Source organism: Nonomuraea sp. NPDC054003, from assembly GCF_055585125.1.
Genome location: NZ_JBVJKR010000013.1, coordinates 70,980 through 87,032 on the forward strand (window position 1 = coordinate 70,980; position 16,053 = coordinate 87,032).

The 16,053-nt window shown below is 71.8% G+C and carries 18 protein-coding genes; 8 read left to right on the forward strand and 10 right to left on the reverse strand.

Going from position 1 to position 16,053, the window contains the following annotated elements:
* The first annotated feature begins 42 nt into the window (after positions 1-42).
* A complete protein-coding gene (locus tag ACZ6YG_RS30895; protein ID WP_397199565.1) occupies positions 43-1,239 on the forward strand; it encodes a threonine synthase in 1,197 nt (398 codons plus the stop codon).
* Between the two features lie 157 nt (positions 1,240-1,396).
* Here the strand turns inward: ACZ6YG_RS30895 and ACZ6YG_RS30900 are convergent, their stop codons facing one another.
* Genes ACZ6YG_RS30900 through ACZ6YG_RS30910 form a run of 3 tightly spaced genes read right to left on the reverse strand, consistent with a single transcriptional unit; the run spans position 1,397 to position 5,160 of the window.
* Positions 1,397-2,047: a hypothetical protein gene (locus ACZ6YG_RS30900; protein WP_466019952.1), complete on the reverse strand. Its 651-nt coding sequence runs from the start codon at positions 2,045-2,047 to the stop codon at positions 1,397-1,399.
* A 19-nt stretch (positions 2,048-2,066) separates the two neighbouring features.
* Positions 2,067-4,856: an ATP-dependent RNA helicase gene (locus ACZ6YG_RS30905; protein WP_466019953.1), complete on the reverse strand. Its 2,790-nt coding sequence runs from the start codon at positions 4,854-4,856 to the stop codon at positions 2,067-2,069.
* On the reverse strand, positions 4,843-5,160 hold the full coding sequence (locus ACZ6YG_RS30910; RefSeq protein ID WP_148036564.1) for an ArsR/SmtB family transcription factor: 318 nt from the start codon (positions 5,158-5,160) through the stop codon (positions 4,843-4,845). Before ACZ6YG_RS30910 ends, ACZ6YG_RS30905 begins: the two co-directional genes overlap by 14 nt.
* An 88-nt stretch (positions 5,161-5,248) precedes the next feature.
* On the opposite strand from ACZ6YG_RS30910, the gene ACZ6YG_RS30915 reads away from it, so the two are divergent.
* The gene (locus tag ACZ6YG_RS30915) at positions 5,249-6,439 is read left to right on the forward strand and encodes an MFS transporter (RefSeq protein ID WP_466019954.1); all 1,191 of its coding nucleotides are present in this window, start codon (positions 5,249-5,251) and stop codon (positions 6,437-6,439) included.
* Here ACZ6YG_RS30915 and ACZ6YG_RS30920 read toward each other — a convergent pair.
* Positions 6,370-7,200 carry an undecaprenyl-diphosphate phosphatase gene (locus ACZ6YG_RS30920; protein WP_261809054.1) on the reverse strand — a complete coding sequence of 277 codons (831 nt, stop codon included), beginning with the start codon at positions 7,198-7,200 and terminating at the stop codon, positions 6,370-6,372. The genes ACZ6YG_RS30915 and ACZ6YG_RS30920 overlap by 70 nt on opposite strands.
* A 100-nt stretch (positions 7,201-7,300) precedes the next feature.
* Complete coding sequence (locus ACZ6YG_RS30925) at positions 7,301-8,116, reverse strand: NmrA family NAD(P)-binding protein (protein ID WP_466019955.1); 816 nt, start codon at positions 8,114-8,116, stop codon at positions 7,301-7,303.
* Between the two features lie 74 nt (positions 8,117-8,190).
* Here ACZ6YG_RS30925 and ACZ6YG_RS30930 point away from each other — a divergent pair, with 74 nt between their 5' ends.
* The 4 genes from ACZ6YG_RS30930 to lipB all read left to right on the forward strand — a co-directional run bounded on the left by ACZ6YG_RS30930 (position 8,191) and on the right by lipB (position 10,510).
* The gene (locus tag ACZ6YG_RS30930; RefSeq protein WP_397199573.1) at positions 8,191-9,105 is read left to right on the forward strand and encodes an AraC family transcriptional regulator; all 915 of its coding nucleotides are present in this window, start codon (positions 8,191-8,193) and stop codon (positions 9,103-9,105) included.
* Positions 9,102-9,611 carry an HAD domain-containing protein gene (locus ACZ6YG_RS30935; protein ID WP_148036568.1) on the forward strand — a complete coding sequence of 170 codons (510 nt, stop codon included), beginning with the start codon at positions 9,102-9,104 and terminating at the stop codon, positions 9,609-9,611. Before ACZ6YG_RS30930 ends, ACZ6YG_RS30935 begins: the two co-directional genes overlap by 4 nt.
* Positions 9,612-9,674: 63 nt before the next feature.
* Entirely contained in the window at positions 9,675-9,857 is a 183-nt protein-coding gene (locus ACZ6YG_RS30940) for a PspC domain-containing protein (RefSeq protein ID WP_148036569.1), read from the forward strand.
* A gap of 17 nt (positions 9,858-9,874) precedes the next feature.
* Positions 9,875-10,510 carry a lipoyl(octanoyl) transferase LipB gene (gene lipB, locus ACZ6YG_RS30945; RefSeq protein ID WP_148036570.1) on the forward strand — a complete coding sequence of 212 codons (636 nt, stop codon included), beginning with the start codon at positions 9,875-9,877 and terminating at the stop codon, positions 10,508-10,510.
* 1 nt (position 10,511) lies between these two features.
* Here the strand turns inward: lipB and ACZ6YG_RS30950 are convergent, their stop codons facing one another.
* Together ACZ6YG_RS30950 and ACZ6YG_RS30955 are read right to left on the reverse strand one after the other, a co-directional pair.
* Complete coding sequence (locus ACZ6YG_RS30950) at positions 10,512-10,901, reverse strand: type II toxin-antitoxin system VapC family toxin (RefSeq protein WP_466019956.1); 390 nt, start codon at positions 10,899-10,901, stop codon at positions 10,512-10,514.
* The gene (locus ACZ6YG_RS30955; protein WP_148036572.1) at positions 10,898-11,125 is read right to left on the reverse strand and encodes a FitA-like ribbon-helix-helix domain-containing protein; all 228 of its coding nucleotides are present in this window, start codon (positions 11,123-11,125) and stop codon (positions 10,898-10,900) included. The genes ACZ6YG_RS30950 and ACZ6YG_RS30955 overlap by 4 nt, the downstream gene beginning before the upstream one ends.
* A 187-nt stretch (positions 11,126-11,312) precedes the next feature.
* Here ACZ6YG_RS30955 and ACZ6YG_RS30960 point away from each other — a divergent pair, with 187 nt between their 5' ends.
* Positions 11,313-11,765, forward strand: a complete 453-nt coding sequence (locus ACZ6YG_RS30960) for a VOC family protein (protein ID WP_466019957.1) — start codon at positions 11,313-11,315, stop codon at positions 11,763-11,765.
* A 25-nt stretch (positions 11,766-11,790) separates the two neighbouring features.
* On the opposite strand, the gene ACZ6YG_RS30965 is transcribed toward ACZ6YG_RS30960, so the two are convergent.
* The 3 genes from ACZ6YG_RS30965 to ACZ6YG_RS30975 all read right to left on the reverse strand — a co-directional run bounded on the left by ACZ6YG_RS30965 (position 11,791) and on the right by ACZ6YG_RS30975 (position 14,393).
* Positions 11,791-13,323 (reverse strand): amino acid permease, encoded by a 1,533-nt coding sequence (locus tag ACZ6YG_RS30965; protein ID WP_219546946.1) that lies wholly within the window; start codon positions 13,321-13,323, stop codon positions 11,791-11,793.
* Between the two features lie 140 nt (positions 13,324-13,463).
* Positions 13,464-14,009: a type 1 glutamine amidotransferase domain-containing protein gene (locus tag ACZ6YG_RS30970; protein ID WP_148036575.1), complete on the reverse strand. Its 546-nt coding sequence runs from the start codon at positions 14,007-14,009 to the stop codon at positions 13,464-13,466.
* 33 nt (positions 14,010-14,042) lie between these two features.
* Complete coding sequence (locus ACZ6YG_RS30975; protein WP_466019958.1) at positions 14,043-14,393, reverse strand: DUF2809 domain-containing protein; 351 nt, start codon at positions 14,391-14,393, stop codon at positions 14,043-14,045.
* A gap of 28 nt (positions 14,394-14,421) precedes the next feature.
* Between ACZ6YG_RS30975 and ACZ6YG_RS30980 the strand changes: the two genes are divergently transcribed.
* Positions 14,422-16,047 carry an ABC-F family ATP-binding cassette domain-containing protein gene (locus ACZ6YG_RS30980; RefSeq protein ID WP_466019959.1) on the forward strand — a complete coding sequence of 542 codons (1,626 nt, stop codon included), beginning with the start codon at positions 14,422-14,424 and terminating at the stop codon, positions 16,045-16,047.
* Positions 16,048-16,053: the final 6 nt, after the last annotated feature.

Sequence of the window (16,053 nt, forward strand, 5' to 3'; positions counted from 1 at the left end):
ATCGAAGTGATATCACTATGCTATCTCACTAAGCTCATGCGCGTGCATCAGGATCACGTCTCGCTCGCCACCGGCCAGCGCTCGCTCGGAGACCCCGCGATCGCCTATCCGCTCCGGCCGCCGCTCACCCGCGGCTGCCCCCGCACCAGCACCGGCCGGATCGCCTATCCCGTCGAGGTCGACTACGCCTACGACCGGGTGCCCGCCGGCCTGTTCGACCAGCCGCCCGGCCCCGACATCGCGCGGTGGGCGCCGCTGCTGCCGCCGCTGTCCGCGCCCACCCTCGGCGAGGGCGGCACCCCGCTGCTGGAGGCGTGCGGCGTGCTCGTCAAGGACGAGTCGCGCAACCCGACCTGGTCGCACAAGGACCGGCTCAACCGCGTCACCGTCAGCGCCGCGCTCGCCGAAGGCGCGCCCGGCGTCGTCGTCGCCTCCTCCGGCAACCACGGCGCCTCGGCCGCCGCCTACGCCGCCCGCGCCGGGCTGCCCGCGATCGTGCTCGCCTCCGCCGGCTCGCCGCCCGCCGTGCAGTCCTTCGTCCGCGCGTACGGGGCGGCGGTGTTCAGCGTGCCGGTCGAGCGGCGCTGGCCGCTGATGACGGAGATCGTGGACCGGCTCGGCTACCACCCGGTCAGCAACCAGACGGTCACCCACACCGGCCACCCGTACGGGCCCGAGGGCTACAAGACGATCGCGTACGAGCTCTTCGTCCAGCTCGGCCGGGCGCCCGCGGCGGTGTTCGCGCCGACCGGTTACGCCGAGCTGCTGTACGGGGTGTGGAAGGGCTTCGCCGAGCTGCGACGGCTCGGGGTCGCGGGGACCGCGCCCCGGATGTTCTCCTGCGAGCCCGCCGCCGGCGGCCCGCACGCGCGGGCCGTCGCCACGGGCGCCCCGGCCGCGATCGTCGAGGTCGGTCCGACGGACGCGTACGGGATCGCCTGCCCCGCGGGCGGTCACCGGGGCGTGCGCGCGGTCACCGACAGCGGCGGCGGCACGGTCCTGGTCACCGACGAGGAACTGCGCGCGGCCCAGCGCGACCTCGGGCGGGAAGGGCTCTGGCAGGAGCTGTCCGGCGCGGCCGGGCTGGCGGGCTACCGGAAGCTGGGGACCTCGTTCGACGGGCCTGTGGTGTGCGTGGGCACGTCCAGCGGGTTCAAGGACGTCGGCGTGGGGTCGGCGGAGATCGCCGAGGCGACGACCTTCGACGAGGTGGTGGCGAACCTTCCCACGGGTTCGTGAAACTGGCTCGCCGGGTTTCCCTACGCCGCGCAGGCGTGGTGGCGAATCTCCCGGGTTTCGGCGATGCACCAGAGTTCCCCACGCCGCGCAGGTGTGGTGGCGAACCTTCCCCCGTCGGCTCGGAGGCGGGGGTTTCCCCTACGCCGTGGGTGCTCCTCTAGTTTTTCAGCCACACCCGCAGTGGGCCGAGCGGGGTGAAGCCGTGCTCGGCGGCCGGTGCCGGGTCGATCTCGTAGCCGACCAGGTCGCGGCCGGGGAAGAGAGCGGTGGCCTGGGTCCTGACGTGCGGCCAGGCGTCGTCGCCGAACACGTTGGACACGCCCACGGTCCTGCCGCCCGGCGTCTCGTTGAGCACGAACCCGGACGCCGTCCCTTCCTCCGCCCACAGGAGCTTGACGGACAGGTCGCCGAGCAGGGCGGCGGTGAACAGGCCGCCCTGGCCGCCCCACGCCTCCTCCCAGGCGCGCAGCGTCTCCGCGTCCCGTACCACGCGCCATCGGATGTCGCGTGCGGCTCCCTGACGAGCATCCGGCCCAGCGTGGAGCCAGGTGGCTTCGAAGAGCAGCTCGAAGCCGGGCAGGGTGAGGGCGGCGAAGCTGTCCTTGACGGAGGCGCCGGGGGTGTCGTCGATGAAGGGGAGGATGTCGGCGTCCGTCGCCTCGAGGGAGAGGGTGACGGCGTCGGGATAGTAGGGCGGGGTGCGGTGCGGATTCGTCCAGGCCCGTGGGGTGAAGGCGCCGGGGAGGCCGTGCGCGCGACACAGGGCATCGCACCAGGCGGCGTTGTTCAGCGCCGCTTCCTCGATCATCTGGCGCCCTGGGTGGCGGTCATCGGGTCCTCCTCGTGGGGGTGGCCGTCAGGGGGTCCTCGGGCCAGGGGTGCTTCGGGTAGCGGCCGCGCATCTCCGCGCGTACGGACCGGTAGACGTCACGCCAGAACGACGCCAGGTCCGCCGTGACCGCCACGGGGCGGCCCGCGGGCGAGAGCAGGTGGATCAGCAGCGGCACGCCCGCGATCAGGGGCGCCTCCTGCCAGCCGAACAGCTCCTGCAGCTTCACCGCCAGCACCGGCTGCTCGCCCGAGTAGTCGATCCTGACCCGCGAACCGGTGGGCACCTCGACCCGCTCCGGCGCCACCGCCTCCAGCCGCTCGCTCCACGGCACCAGGCGGCGCAGCGCCGCGGCCACGTCGATCCGCTCCAGGTCGGCGCGGCGGCGGGCGCGGGACAGCTCAGGCTCCAGCCACCGGTCGGCCAGGGCGACCAAATCGCTCACGTCAGGCCACGGCTCGCCCGCCGCGCGGTGGCAGAACGCCAGCCGGTCCCTGACCGCACGTGCCTCCTTCGTCCAGGTCAGCACCTCTTCGGTACGGAGCCCGTACAGGAGCGCGTCGCGCACGTCGGCATCCGGCAGCGGCGTGGCGGACAACTCGACGGCGCCCAGCCGCTCGACCAGCCGCGCCGTCACGTCACCCCGCTTCGATCCGGGCGGCGCTTTCCAGGCGACCTCCTCCTCGACCGTCACCGGGTACGCCTGCCTGGCGATCTCCTCGTCGATCACCACCGCCTGGCGGATCCTCGCCGACGCCGACCCGGTCGGGCGGTCGGCCACCGCGACGGCCAGCCACTGCGCCGACGCCAGTTTTGAGCCCTCCGCGAGCTGGGCTTCCGTGCCGGACGCCATGAGGTACCCGCCCCCTCGCCGCCGTGCCACCCTCTCGGGAAACGCCAGCGCCACGGCCAGCCCGGCCACCTCATCCTGGGTTCTCGGGGCGGGTGCGTCGTTCTTGGTGGGTTCTGTGGCCGTCCGTCCCTCCGCGCGGGCCCTTCCCCTGCCGTCCGGAGAGGACCGGTCAGGGGTGGCGTCCCTTTCCCGGGTCCGATGGCCCGCGGTACGGGAGAGGCGCCGCGTCTCGGCCCGCCAGCGAGCCGTGAAGGCGTCACGCCCACGACGGGCCGCACGCCAGACCTCCACCAGGTCGTCGCCCGCGTCGCGCGGAAGCTGCTCCGACAACAGCGCGATCACCTCGGCGGCCTCGGGACCCACGTCGAGCAGAGCCCGTGCCAGCCGGGGATGCACCCCCGCCAACGCCATCCGCCGCCCCCGCTCGGTCACCCGCACGGACATGACCGCCCCACCGGGGGAGGTCCTCTGCACCGCGTCCTTTCCAGGCGCGCCGTCTCCCTGGTGGACGGGGGACGTCGCCTGCGCCGCGTTCCTTCGAGATGTGCTGTCTCTCTGGGCGGTTCCTTGTGCTGGCGTGTCCGTTCGAGGCGCGTTGTCATCCTGGGTGGCGGGGGAGGTCCTCTGCGTCGACGCGTCCGTTGGAGGCGCGTCGTCTCCTTGGGGGACAGAGGGCGTCGCCCGCGTCGCGTCCCTTTGGGGTGTGCTGTTTCCCCCGGTTGGGGTGGTTGTACGGGCCGGGGTGGGTTGGACGGCGCCCAGGGTGTGCAGGGTGGTGAGTGCGGCGGCGAGGGCGGCGGGCGGGGGTGGGTCGAGAAGGGCCAGGCCGGAGCCGTCGGGGGAGCCCCAGCAGGCCGCCTGGAGGGCGAACGACGTCAGGTCGGCGAGGGCGATCTCCGGGCTCGGCTGGTCGGGCAGGCGGTCGTGGTCGGCGGCGGACCAGCAGCGGTAGACGGCGCCGGGCGCCTCACGCCCGGCGCGGCCCGCGCGCTGGCCGGCCGAGGACCTGGAGACCCGCACCGTGGTGAGGGAGCCGAGACCGCGGGCGTGGTCGGTGCGCGGCTCGCGGGCCAGACCGGAGTCGACCACGACCCGCACGCCGGGCACGGTCAGGCTGGACTCGGCGACCGAGGTGGCCAGCACCACGCGCCGGGACGCGCCGGGGGAGAGCACCGCGTCCTGGACCCGGGCCGGGGCCTGGCCGTGCACCTGGAGCACCTCGACGCCGTCGAGCATCGCCGCCACCCGGGCGATCTCGCCGACGCCGGGCAGGAAGCAGAGCACGTCGCCGTCCCGTTCGGCGAGCGCCCGCCGGACGACCCCGGCGACGTGCGACAGCAGGGCGGGGCCGACGCGCAGTCCGTGCGGCGGGGCGACCGGGCGCGGCGGCGGCGCCCACACGACGTCGACCGGGTGCGTGACGGCGGACGCGGCCACCACCGGCCCGCCGAGCAGCCGGGCCCAGGGGGCGGCGTCGGCGGTGGCGGAGGCGGCGATCAGCCGCAGGCCGGGCCGGAGCGTCTCGCGCACGTCCAGCAGGAAGGCCAGCGCCGTGTCGGCGTCCAGGTGGCGTTCGTGGCATTCGTCCAGCATGACGGCGTCCACCCCGGTCAGCTCCTGGTCCCGCTGGAGCCGTTGCAGCAGCACGCCGGTGGTGACGACCTCCACCATCGGGTTGGCGCCGGTGTGGCGCTCGCCCCGGATCGCGTAGCTGACGCCCATCCGCCGGGCCGCCGCGCGGACCGCCAGCCGCCTGGGCTCGGCCACCACTACCCGCATGCCCGCCTCTGCCAGGGCGAGCGGCGCGACCGTCGTCTTGCCCGTACCGGGCGGAGCGGTCAGCACGGCACTGCCGTGCGCGTCCAGCGCGGCGAGCAGATCCGGCAGCACACGCCGAATCGGCAGCGTTTCAGACGGCGTCTCAGACGGTGGCATGGGCGGCGGAGAGCACCGAGTCGAGCAGGCCGGGGAAACGGGCGTCGAGGTCGTCGCGGCGCAGGCTCATGAGCTTCTGCCTGCCGTCCTGCTTGGTCATGACCACGCCGGCCTCGCGCAGCGCGCGGAAGTGGTGGGAGGCGGTCGACTTGTGCACGCCCAGGTTGCGGCCCACGTCGCCGCAGGTCATCTCGCCCTCCGCGGCCAGGCGGGCGACGGCCTCCAGGCGTACGGGGTCGGACAGCGCTCGCAGCACCTCGGTGAGCTCGATGTCATCGGTGGCCGGATGGGGCAGGGCGCGCATGCTCCCCAAGATACCGGGTTTTATTGTTTGACAACGATCCAACAGTGCGTCAGTTTGATGGGCATCCAATTGATCCATCGGAGGACCAGTGAATCGCCGGCTCTACCCCCTCGCCGCCGGGAACTTCGCCGTCGGCACCGGCATGTTCGTCACCGCGGGCCTGCTCACCCCGATCGCCGCCGACCTGGACGTGTCCGTGGCCGCCGCCGGCCAGCTGATGACCGTGTTCGCGCTGGCGTACGCCGTGTTGTCGCCCTTGCTCGCCGCCGTGACGGCGGCGATGCCGCGGCGGACGCTGCTGCTGCTCGGGCTGGGCGTGTTCGTGCTGGGCAACGTGCTGACCGCCGTGGTGCCCGGTTACCCGCTGGTGGTGGCCACGCGGGTGCTCGCCGCCGCGGGGGCCGCGATGTTCACGCCGACCGCGTCGGGGGTGGCGGCCGCGCTGGCCGGTCCCGAGCATCGGGGGCGGGCGCTGGCGCTGGTGATGGGCGGGCTGAGCGTGGCCACCGCCATCGGCGTGCCGCTCGGCACGTGGATGGGCGCGGCGTACGGGTGGCGGGCCACCATCTGGCTGGTGGCGGGGCTGGCGGTGCTCGGCTTCGCCGGGATCGCGGCCCTGGTGCCCGACGTGCGGATCGCGGTCTCCGGCAGGCTGGGCGAGCGGTTCGCGCCGCTGGCCGACCGGGGCGTGCTCGCGGTGCTGGCGACGCAGCTGCTCATGTTCGCCTCGGCCTTCGCCGCCTACACCTACATCGGCGCGCTCTTCGACCTGCCGCTGCCCGCCGTGCTGTGGGCGTGGGGCGTGGGCGCCATCGTGGGCAACCAGCTCGGCGGCCGGCTCACCGACGCGTACGGGCCGCGCCGCATGGTGCTGGGCGGGCTGGCGGCGTCCACGCTGCTCATGGCCCTGATCCCGGTCGCCAACCTGGCCCTGCCCGTCGCCCTGGTCTGGGCGTTCCTGTGGGGCGCCCTGGGCTGGCTGGTGGCGCCCGCGCAGCAGTATCGCGTGGTCGCGGCGCTGCCGGGCAACGTGCCGGTCGGGCTCGGCCTGCTGTCGTCGGCCCAGTACACGGGGCTCGTGCTGGCGGGCGTCGCCGGCGGGCTGGTGCTCGACGCGTACGGGCGAGCAGGCGTGATCGCCCTGGCCACCGGCCTCGGCCTGGCGACGGTGCTGTTCACCCTCGCGACCTACCGCCCCGCGGTGGGCGGTCAGCCCAGGGCGGGGATCCAGCCGAGCGTCACCGCGAGGATGACGAGGAAGCCCAGGGCGAGCCGGTAGACGACGAAGCCGGTGAAGCTGTGGGTGCTGATGTAGCGAAGGAACCAGGCCACGGCGGCGTAGCCCACGATGAAGGAGATCACCGTGGCCAGGATCGTGGGCCCCCAGGCCGGGGTCTCGGCGCCGCCGATCTCCGACAGCTCGTACAGGCCCGAGGCCAGGACGGCCGGGATGGCCAGCAGGAACGAGTAGCGGGCGGCCTCCTCGCGCCGGTAGTCGAGCAGGAGGCCGGCCGTGATGGTGCCGCCCGAGCGGGAGACGCCGGGGATGAGGGCCGCCGCCTGGGCGAACCCGTACACCACGGAGTGCGGCACGTTGAGGTGCTTGGCGAGCGTGAGCTTGTTGCGCGCGGTGCGGTCGGCGAACCACAGGATGAGACCGAACAGGATGAGTGTGGTGCCGACCAGCCGCAGGTCGCGGAAGACGCCCTCGATCTGGTCCTTGAGCAGCAGGCCGAGCAGGGCGATGGGGATGCTGCCGAGGATCACGTACCAGCCCATGCGGGCGGCGATGTGGGAGCGCAGGGCGGGGGTCCACAGGGAGCGGGTCCAGGTGGAGGTGATCTCCCAGATGTCCTTCCTGAAGTAGATCAGGACCGCCGCTTCCGTGCCGAGCTGGATGACGGCGGTGAACGCGGCACCGGGGTCCTTCCAGCCGAAGAACGCCGAGGCGACGCGGATGTGGGCGCTGGAGGAGATCGGCAGGAACTCCGTCAGCCCCTGCAGCAATCCCAGCACCACGGCTTCCATCCAGCCGATCACGCCTGCACCTTCCCCCGATAGGAGCGCACGATGTACCGAGGTGAGGCTAGCGGAAACGGGGACCCGCCAAGGCCAGTCGCGGCTGGTCGCCGCGCGGAGTTCACCCGCTGGTCATCCAGGCTCCGGCGTTGTCCCGCGCGAAGCCGGCGAAGTCCCCGGCCGGCCGGCCCAGCGCGGCCCGCACGCCGTCGGCGACGTGGGCGTTGCGGCCGTCGAGTGTCTCCGTGAACAGCATGGTCAGCATCTCGATCTCGTCCTCCGGCACGCCGTGCTCGGCCGCGCCCGCCGCGTACTCCTCGGTGGTGATCGGCACGTACGTGATGTCGCGGCCGGTCGCCTTGGACAGCTCGGCCGCCACGTCGGCGAAGGTGAGCGCTCGCGGCCCGGTCAGCTCGTACAGCCTGCCCGCGTGCCCGTCCTCGGTGAGCGCGGCCACCGCGACGTCGGCGATGTCGTCCACGTCCACGAACGGCTCGGCCACGTCTCCGGCGGGCAGCGCGATGACGCCGTCGCGTACCGGCTCCAGCAGGTAGCCCTCCGAGAAGTTCTGCATGAACCAGGCGCACCGCACGATCGTCCAGGCGACGCCCGACTCGCGTACCACCTGCTCGGCGGCCTCGGCGAGCGGCTCGCCCCGGCCCGACAGCAGGACCAGCCGCTCGACGCCGGCCGCCACCGCGTGCTCGGTGAACGCCCGCACGTCGTCGAGCGCGCCCGGGACCGCCACGTCGGGATAGTAGGAGATGTACGCGGCGCGCGCCCCGTGGAGGGCGGCCTTCCAGGTGCCGCGGTCCGCCCAGTCGAAGGGCGGGGTGCCCGTACGGGAGCCCACGCGTACGGGCCGGCCGAGGGCTTCGAGCCTGTCTGCGATCCGGCGGCCGGTCTTGCCGGTCCCGCCCGTTACCAGGATGGTCATGCCCTCTAGTAAGCCGTCTGCCGGTGAGACTCTCCATGGTTGAGAAGCGCAATGGCATATGCGATCGTCTAACCATGGATCACCTGGCGGCTCTGCTCGACGGCCCGCGCGCCCGTGGCGCGTTCCTGCTGAGGGTCCTCCTCGACCCGCCCTGGGCGATGCGCGTGCAGGACGAGGCCCCGCTCACGCTGCTGGCCATGGTGCGCGGCGAGGCGTGGATCGTCCGCGACGGCCTGACGCGGGTGGGGCCGGGCGAGGTGGCCGTGGTGTGCGGGCCGGAGCCCTACGTGGTCGCCGACCGGCCCGGCACCCCGCCGCAGATCGTCATCCACCCCGGCGAGCGGTGCACCACCCTCGACGGCGAGTCGCTCTACCAGGCGATGCACCTGGGCGTGCGCACCTGGGGCAACGACCCCGACGGCGCCAGCTCCATGATCGTCGGCACCTACCTGATGGCCGGGGAGGTCAGCGGGCGGCTGCTGCGGGCGCTGCCGTCGCTGCTCGTCCAGCCAGGCGGGCCGCTCATCGAGATGCTGGGCGAGGAGGTGGTCAAGAACGAGCCCGGGCAGGAGGCGGTGCTCGACAGGATGCTCGACCTGCTGCTCATCGCCACGCTGCGCGGGTGGTTCGCCACCGGGGAGGCGCCGGCGTGGTACCGGGCGCAGAGCGACCCTGTCGTGGGCAAGGCCATGCGGATCATGCAGAACAACCCCGCGCACCCGTGGACGGTCGCCGCGCTGGCCGCCGAGGTGGGGGTCTCGCGTGCCTCGCTGGCCAGGCGGTTCACGGACCTGGCGGGCGAGCCGCCGATGGCGTTCCTGACCGGGTGGCGGCTGGCCCTGGCCGCCGACCTGCTCCGCGAGCCCGAGGCGACCGTGACCTCGGTCGCCAGGAAGGTCGGCTACGGCAGCCCGTTCGCGCTCAGCGCGGCCTTCAAACGGGCCCACGGCGTCAGCCCGCAGGAACACCGGGTGGGGGCCGGCCGGTGAAACCGCTGCTGCTCCTGGACGTGGACGGGGTACTCAACCCCACCGGCCGCCCGTCCCCCGACTTCCGCCGCTACCGGTGCACGATCGGCAGCACCGTCTACACCGTGCACCTCAACCAGCGCCACGGCACCCGGCTGATGGAGCTCGCGCTGGAGACCGGCTCCGAGCTGGTGTGGGCGACGACCTGGGAGCAGCACGCCAACGAGTGGATCGCGCCCCGGCTCGGCCTGCCGCCGCTGCCCGTCATCGAGATGGCGCCCGGCGAGAACGGGAGCCGGCACGGCGAGATGTTCAAGACCCGCCACGTGGCCGACTACGTCGGCGACCGGCCGTTCGTCTGGTTCGACGACCAGGTCTACCAGGAGGACGAGGACTACCTCAGGGCTCGTCAGGGTCTCGGCGAATTCCTGCTCGTCCACGTCCCCGGCAGAGTGGGCCTGACCAGCCGGCATCTGGCCGCCGCGCGGGAGTGGCTGACCCTTACAGGGTTTTCTCAGGGTCAGTAGTGGGAGAAGAGAGCGAGGCTCGTGCGTTCTTCTCAGTAGAACGTCATCACACGGAGGGACACCATGTACCGCTCACGACAGCACCGGATGCTCGCCGGCGTCTGCGGAGGCCTCGCCGACAGGTTCGGCCTGTCGCCCACCCTCGTCCGGGTCCTCTGGTTGATCCTCTCGCTCTTCCCCGGCCCGATGTGGGTCGTCTATGTCGTCATGTGGATCCTGGTCCCCGAAGAGCCGAAGAAGTACTGAGGATTATCCTCTAAGGCATGAGGGCAAGGCCGCTGACACTGATCCAGGACGAGCTCGTCGACTACGACAAGGCGATGGAGCGCATGGCCGAGCTGGTCGACGAGCGCCAGCGCGACGCACGGCCGGACACGCTCTGGCTGCTCAGCCACCCGCAGGTCTACACGGTCGGCCGGCGCACCCCGTCGGCCCACCTGCCCGACCCGTCGCGCGGCATCCCGGTCGTGGAGACGGGCCGGGGCGGGCAGCTCACCTACCACGGCCCCGGCCAGCTCGTCGGCTACCTGATCGTCAAGCTGGGCGAGGAGGAGGGCATCGTCGACTACGTGCGCGAGGTGGAGCTGCGCCTGGTCGCCGCCCTCGGCGAGCTCGGCCTGCCCGCCGAGCGGCGCGACACCCCGCCGGGCTCGGAGCTGCTCACCGGCGTGTGGACCGCCGAGAGCGGCCGCAAGATCGTCTCCATCGGGATGCGGCAGAGCCGCGGCGTCACCAGCCACGGCTTCGCCCTCAACGTCGACGGCGACCTGATGCCGTGGGACTGGGCGGTGGCTTGCGGGATGCCGGACGTCGACATGACCTCGCTCCAGCGAGAGCTCGGCGACGCCTCGATGGACCGGGTCCGCCCGGTGGTCGCGGCGGCCTTCGAGGCGTCCTGAATCACACGCGCGGGAAAACCTGCACCTCGGCATCATGGCCGGAGCCGTTGAGCTTGCCGTCACAGGTGTAAAGGGGCGCTTCCAGCGCTTCGGCGAGGGCCAGGTAACAGGAGTCGTAAGCGGTGGAGTTGTGCCGCAGTTCCCAGATCCGCTCTGCTATCCCCTTCATCTCGTAGCGCGTGATGTTGAGAGCCAGGTAGTCGGCCCGGGCCTGCTCGGCGATCGCGGCGGGCAGCCTGCCGCCGAGCACCAGTCCGCGCAACGTCGATAGGACCTCCACGTCAAGGAGGTGTGGAGCGTGGACGCTGGCTTGCAGCGCGCTGAGAAGTTCCATGTCGGCGTCGCGGCCCACGAGGGCCTCCACCATGGCGGAGGAATCGATGACTATCATCGCCTGCCCTCGGCGACTGCTTGCAGGATTTCCTCACTCGACGGGCCTCGGGAGCGATCGCGAGCTTTCAAACGTTTCACGATCTCAGCGTTGGTCGGCCGAGCGGCGATGTCGGCCAGTTCTCTGGCGACGTAAGCGGAAAGCGACAGGCCGGCTTCGGCGGCACGTGCCTTGAGCTGCTCGGCGATCGGTTCGGGTACGTCGCGGATGTAGAGAGTCGCCATGACGATGATGCTAGCAAACTGCTAGCAGCATTACTGGGGCGAGAGCTGAGGGAGGCGTCGATGGACGGGGTCCGCCCGGTGGTGGCGGCGGCCTTCGAGGCGTCCTGAGCTGAGGGAACGAATCGTCCGCGTTTAGCCCCCGGCGTCGCGTGCAGAGGCCCTGTCGGCGACGATCACGGGGGCGCGGATGACTGATCAGGACAGCAGGCCTCGGCTGTGCCAGGTGGTGCTCGACTGCCTGGACGCCCGTGCCCTCGCGGAGTTCTACCGGGCTCTGCTCGGGCTGGTCTACCGGCCCGGTGACGAGCCGCCGGAAGCGGGAGCCGAGGACGAGCGGGGCCGCGACTGGCTGGTCCTGAGGACCCCGGGTGGAGCTTCGCAACTGGCCTTCCAGCAGGTCGACGAGCTGCCGGAAGCGACCTGGCCGCAGGACGGCGTGCCCCAGCAGCTGCACCTGGACCTGACCGTGCCGTCGGTCGAGGACCTGCGGGCACAGCACGACCGTGTCCTGAGCCTCGGCGGGCGGCTCCTGCTGGACCGCATGGACGACGAGGAGGAGCCGTTGCGCGTGTACGCGGACCTGGCGGGGCATCCGTTCTGCGTCTTTGTCTCCAGGCGCGGCGCCTCCGAACCGCTCTGACGTAGCGAGGGCCGCGCCGGAGATGTCAGGCGTCCATGGGGACCTCGTCGATGGTGCGGCGGGGGCCGGTGAACCAGTGGCGGGCCGACAGCCACCACCACAGGCCGATGCCGATCAGCACCACGCCCACCGCGATCGGGGCGTAGTTGACCGACGTCCAGGTGAAGTCCTCGTCGCCGGGCACCCCGGCCGGCGAGAACGGCATGATGAAGTACACGCAGACGACCGCGATCTCGATCACCGCGATCCAGCCGAGCACCTTGTACCTGCGCCCGAGCGTCCACGGCCCGGGCTCGAAGCGGTCGCCCATCCGCAGCCGGAGCCAGATCGGGATGAGGAACGCCAGATAGAGCCCGATGACCGCGATCGACACCACGGCGAAGAAGGCCACCGGGGTGGTCAGGCCGGGAGGGGCGTAGAGGGCGGGCAGGGTGATGAAGGCGGCGGCGCCGCAACCGGCCAGAATGGCGTTGACCGGCGTGCGGTTGCGGTCGACCCGCGACCAGAGCCGCCAGCCGGGCACCGCGCCGTCGCGGGCGAACGCGTACGTCATCCGCGACATGGACGTCACGCAGCTCATGCCGCAGAAGAACTGGCCGATGGTGGAGATCGCGAAGATCGCGGTGGCCAGCGGCGAGCTGAGCGCGGTCTCGAAGATCGCGCCGACGAAGCCGCCCTGCTCGTTGATCGCGTCCACGTTCGTGGCCGCGAACAGGAACGCCAGCAGGACGATCCAGCCGCCGATCGCCGAGTAGAAGATCGACTGCCACAGGCCGCGGGCGGCGGCCGTGGAGGCGCCCTGGGTCTCCTCCGAGACGTGCGCGCACGCGTCGAAGCCGGTGATCGTGTACTGGGTGAGCAGGAAGCCGAGCGGCAGCACGTACAGCCAGAACGTCAGCCCGTTGGAGCCGTCGCCGAAGCCGGAGTTGTTGATCGTCTCGGTGAACACGAAGCCCACCGACTGGTGCTCGGACGGGCCGAAGACCAGGATCCCGACCACGATGGCGGCGCCGAAGACGTGCCACCAGACGGAGACGTTCTGCAGCAGTGAGATGAGCCGGTGGCTGAAGATGTTGATCAGCGCGTGCAACCCGAGCACGATCACGAACAGCAGGAACGCCTGCGAGAGCGTGCCTTCCCAGGCGCCGCCGGTGAGCCGGGTGAGGGTGATGTTGAGGAAGGTCGCGCAGCCGTAGTCGACGGACGCGGTGACCGCGATGAGGCCGATCAGGTTGAGCCAGCCGGTGAACCAGCCGTGGATCGGCTTGCCCATCTTGGCGGCCCACCAGTAGATGCCGCCCGCGGTCGGGAACGCGGAGACCAGCTCCGACATGCAGAAGCCGATGATCAGGATGAAGAGGGAGATCAGCGGCCAGCCCCAGGAGATGGCGATGGGGCCGCCGTTGTTCCATGCCTGGCCGAAGGTGGTGAAGCAGCCGGCGAGGATCGAGATGATGGAGAACGAGATGGCGAAGTTGGAGAATCCGCTCCAGGTCCGGGCCAGCTCCTGCTTGTAGCCGAGCTCGGCGAGTCGCTTGGAATCCTCTTCTGTGCTCACTGAGGTCTCCCTGGGGGGCGCGGAGGACGCTCTCTTTGGTCTAGGTTTAGACCATTCTTTGGTATACGTCCAGACCATTTCCGCGGCCCGCGCAAGGAGTTTCGGACGAGCGGGGCGGGCCGCGGCCCGCCCCTGTCACGTCAGTCCCCGAACACCTCGACCGTGGCCTGGCAGAACGCCTTGAGGTCGTCCGGCTTGCGGCTGGTGACCAGCTTGTTCGGCCCGGCGTCGCAGACCACGACCTCCTCGTCGACCCAGTTCGCGCCGGCGTTGCGCAGGTCGGTCTGGAGGCTCGGCCAGGACGTCATCTGCCGGTCCCGGACGGCGTCGGCCTCGATCAGCGTCCACGGCGCGTGGCAGATCGCCGCGACCGGCTTGCCGCCCTGGAAGAAGTCCTGGACGAACCGCACGGCCTTCGGGTCGGTACGCAGGAAGTCGGGGTTGGCGACGCCGCCGGGCAGCACGAGCCCGTCGAAGTCGGCCGCCGACACCTCCTCGACCGTGCCGTCCACGGCGAACGTGTCGGCCTTGTCCAGGTGGTTGAACGCCTTGATCTGCCCCGGCTCGGTGGAGATCAGCTTCGGCGTGCCACCGGCCTGCTTGACGGCCTTCCACGGCTCGGTGAGCTCGACCTGCTCGACGCCTTCGGGCGCGACCAGGAAAGCGATGGTCTTGTCCTGGAGCATGATGAAACCCCCTATTTCGTGGTTTCTCACCCCCTATCCGTGAGTTCCCGATCTATACGCGATGTGCGCGGCCCACGCCGTCGCGGCGCCGGCCGCGTACCAGAAGAGGTCGGGCGGGTTGAACGTGCTGCCGAGCAGCGGGCGCAGCACCTCCGGGATGCCGAGGAGCTGGGCGAACTCGATCGCCCAGCTCAGCCCGGCCGCGGTGAGCGCGGCGGCCCAGGGGCGCACGCGCGGCAACACGAGCACGACGAGCAGGTAGATCAGCACCGTGTAGAGCGCGTCGCCGGCGTACTTGGAAACCGGGCCGTCCCAGAGCAGCCGGACGCCGAGTCCGAGGGCGACCGTGACGAGGGCGGCCACCATAACCGGCAAACGGGACATTCAGCGGAGCCTAGTAGCATCGCCGTACATGAGCGCGACCATGGTGGTGCGAGGGCTGGCTGCCGGTCACGGGGAGCGGGTGCTGTTCACGGGGCTGGACCTGGTCGTGAGCCCCGGCGACGTGATCGGCCTGGTGGGGGCCAACGGCGCGGGCAAGTCGACCCTGCTGCGCATGATGGCCGGCCTCGACCGGCCCGAGGAGGGCGAGATCCGGCTCAGCCCGGCCGCCGCCACCGTCGGCTACCTGCCGCAGGAGCCCGACCGCAGGCCGGGCGAGACCGTGATGGAGTTCCTGGCCCGCCGCACCGGCGTGGCGCGGGCGCAGCGCGACCTGGACACCACCGCGCAGGCCCTGGCCGATCAGGCGCCCGGCGCCGACGACGCCTACAGCGTGGCGCTGGAGCGCTGGCTGGCGCTGGGCGGCGCCGACCTGGACGAGCGCGCCGAGGCGATCGGCCTGCCGGTGGCGCTGGAGCAGCCGATGACCTCGCTGTCGGGCGGTCAGGCGGCCCGCGCCGGGCTGGCCTCGCTGCTGCTCAGCCGCTACGACCTGTTCCTGCTCGACGAGCCCACCAACGACCTGGACCTCGACGGGCTCGACCGGCTGGAAAGCTTCGTCAAGGGCCTGCGGGCCGGCACGGTCGTGGTCAGCCACGACCGCGAGTTCCTGGCCAGGACCGTCACCGACGTGCTGGAGCTCGACCTGGCCCAGCAGCGGATCCACCTGTTCGGCGGCGGCTACCAGGCCTACCTGGACGAGCGCGAGGTCGCCAGGCGGCACGCCAGGGAGCGTTACGAGGAGTACGCCGAGACCCGCGCCGACCTGGAGGGCCGCGCCCGCAGGCAGCGGGCGTGGATGGAGAAGGGCGTCAAGAACGCCCGCCGCAAGATGCCCGACAACGACAAGATCGGGCGCAACGCCCGCGTCGAGACCACCGAGAAGCAGGCCGCCAAGGCCCGGCAGACGGAGAAGCTGCTGGAGCGGCTGGAGGAGGTCGAGGAGCCGCGCAAGGAGTGGGAGCTGCGCATGGAGATCGCCGTCGCGCCCCGCTCCGGCGCGGTGGTGGCCACGCTGCGCGGCGCGGTCGTCAGGCGGGGCGGCTTCACGCTGGGGCCGGTCGACCTGGAGATCGGCTGGGCCGAGCGGGTGGCGATCACCGGGGCCAACGGCTCGGGCAAGACCACGCTGCTCGGCGCCCTGCTCGGGCGCGTCCCGCCGGACGAGGGGCACGCCTCGCTCGGCTCCGGCGTGGTGGTGGGCGAGGTCGACCAGGCGCGCGGGCTGTTCGAGGGGGAGGAGGCGCTGCTCGACGTGTTCACCGCGCACGCCGACCTGGTGCCGGGTGAGGCGCGCACGCTGCTGGCCAAGTTCGGGCTGAAGGCGCACCACGTGCTGCGGCCCGCCTCGACGCTCTCACCGGGCGAGCGCACCCGCGCCGCGCTGGCCCTGCTGCAGGCCAGGGGCGTCAACCTGCTGGTGCTCGACGAGCCGACGAACCACCTCGACCTGCCCGCGATCGAGCAGCTGGAGTCGGCGCTGGCCGGCTATCCCGGCACGCTCCTGCTCGTCACCCATGACCGCCGCATGCTGGAGGCGGTCAGCGTCGACAGGAGGCTCGTGGTGGACCAGGGACGCGTGTCCGAGTCCCACTGAAAATTT

What these genes read in the sequence shown, in the direction of transcription:
- ACZ6YG_RS30900 (WP_466019952.1), bottom strand. Translation starts at nt 2,047, where the DNA reads ATGATCGAGGAAGCGGCGCTGAACAACGCCGCCTGGTGCGATGCCCTG.
- ACZ6YG_RS30905 (WP_466019953.1), bottom strand. Translation starts at nt 4,856, where the DNA reads ATGCCACCGTCTGAGACGCCGTCTGAAACGCTGCCGATTCGGCGTGTG.
- ACZ6YG_RS30910 (WP_148036564.1), bottom strand. Translation starts at nt 5,160, where the DNA reads ATGCGCGCCCTGCCCCATCCGGCCACCGATGACATCGAGCTCACCGAG.
- ACZ6YG_RS30925 (WP_466019955.1), bottom strand. Translation starts at nt 8,116, where the DNA reads ATGACCATCCTGGTAACGGGCGGGACCGGCAAGACCGGCCGCCGGATC.
- ACZ6YG_RS30930 (WP_397199573.1), top strand. Translation starts at nt 8,191, where the DNA reads ATGGATCACCTGGCGGCTCTGCTCGACGGCCCGCGCGCCCGTGGCGCG.
- ACZ6YG_RS30940 (WP_148036569.1), top strand. Translation starts at nt 9,675, where the DNA reads ATGTACCGCTCACGACAGCACCGGATGCTCGCCGGCGTCTGCGGAGGC.
- lipB (WP_148036570.1), top strand. Translation starts at nt 9,875, where the DNA reads ATGAGGGCAAGGCCGCTGACACTGATCCAGGACGAGCTCGTCGACTAC.
- ACZ6YG_RS30950 (WP_466019956.1), bottom strand. Translation starts at nt 10,901, where the DNA reads ATGATAGTCATCGATTCCTCCGCCATGGTGGAGGCCCTCGTGGGCCGC.
- ACZ6YG_RS30955 (WP_148036572.1), bottom strand. Translation starts at nt 11,125, where the DNA reads ATGGCGACTCTCTACATCCGCGACGTACCCGAACCGATCGCCGAGCAG.
- ACZ6YG_RS30960 (WP_466019957.1), top strand. Translation starts at nt 11,313, where the DNA reads ATGACTGATCAGGACAGCAGGCCTCGGCTGTGCCAGGTGGTGCTCGAC.
- ACZ6YG_RS30970 (WP_148036575.1), bottom strand. Translation starts at nt 14,009, where the DNA reads ATGCTCCAGGACAAGACCATCGCTTTCCTGGTCGCGCCCGAAGGCGTC.
- ACZ6YG_RS30975 (WP_466019958.1), bottom strand. Translation starts at nt 14,393, where the DNA reads ATGTCCCGTTTGCCGGTTATGGTGGCCGCCCTCGTCACGGTCGCCCTC.
- ACZ6YG_RS30980 (WP_466019959.1), top strand. Translation starts at nt 14,422, where the DNA reads ATGAGCGCGACCATGGTGGTGCGAGGGCTGGCTGCCGGTCACGGGGAG.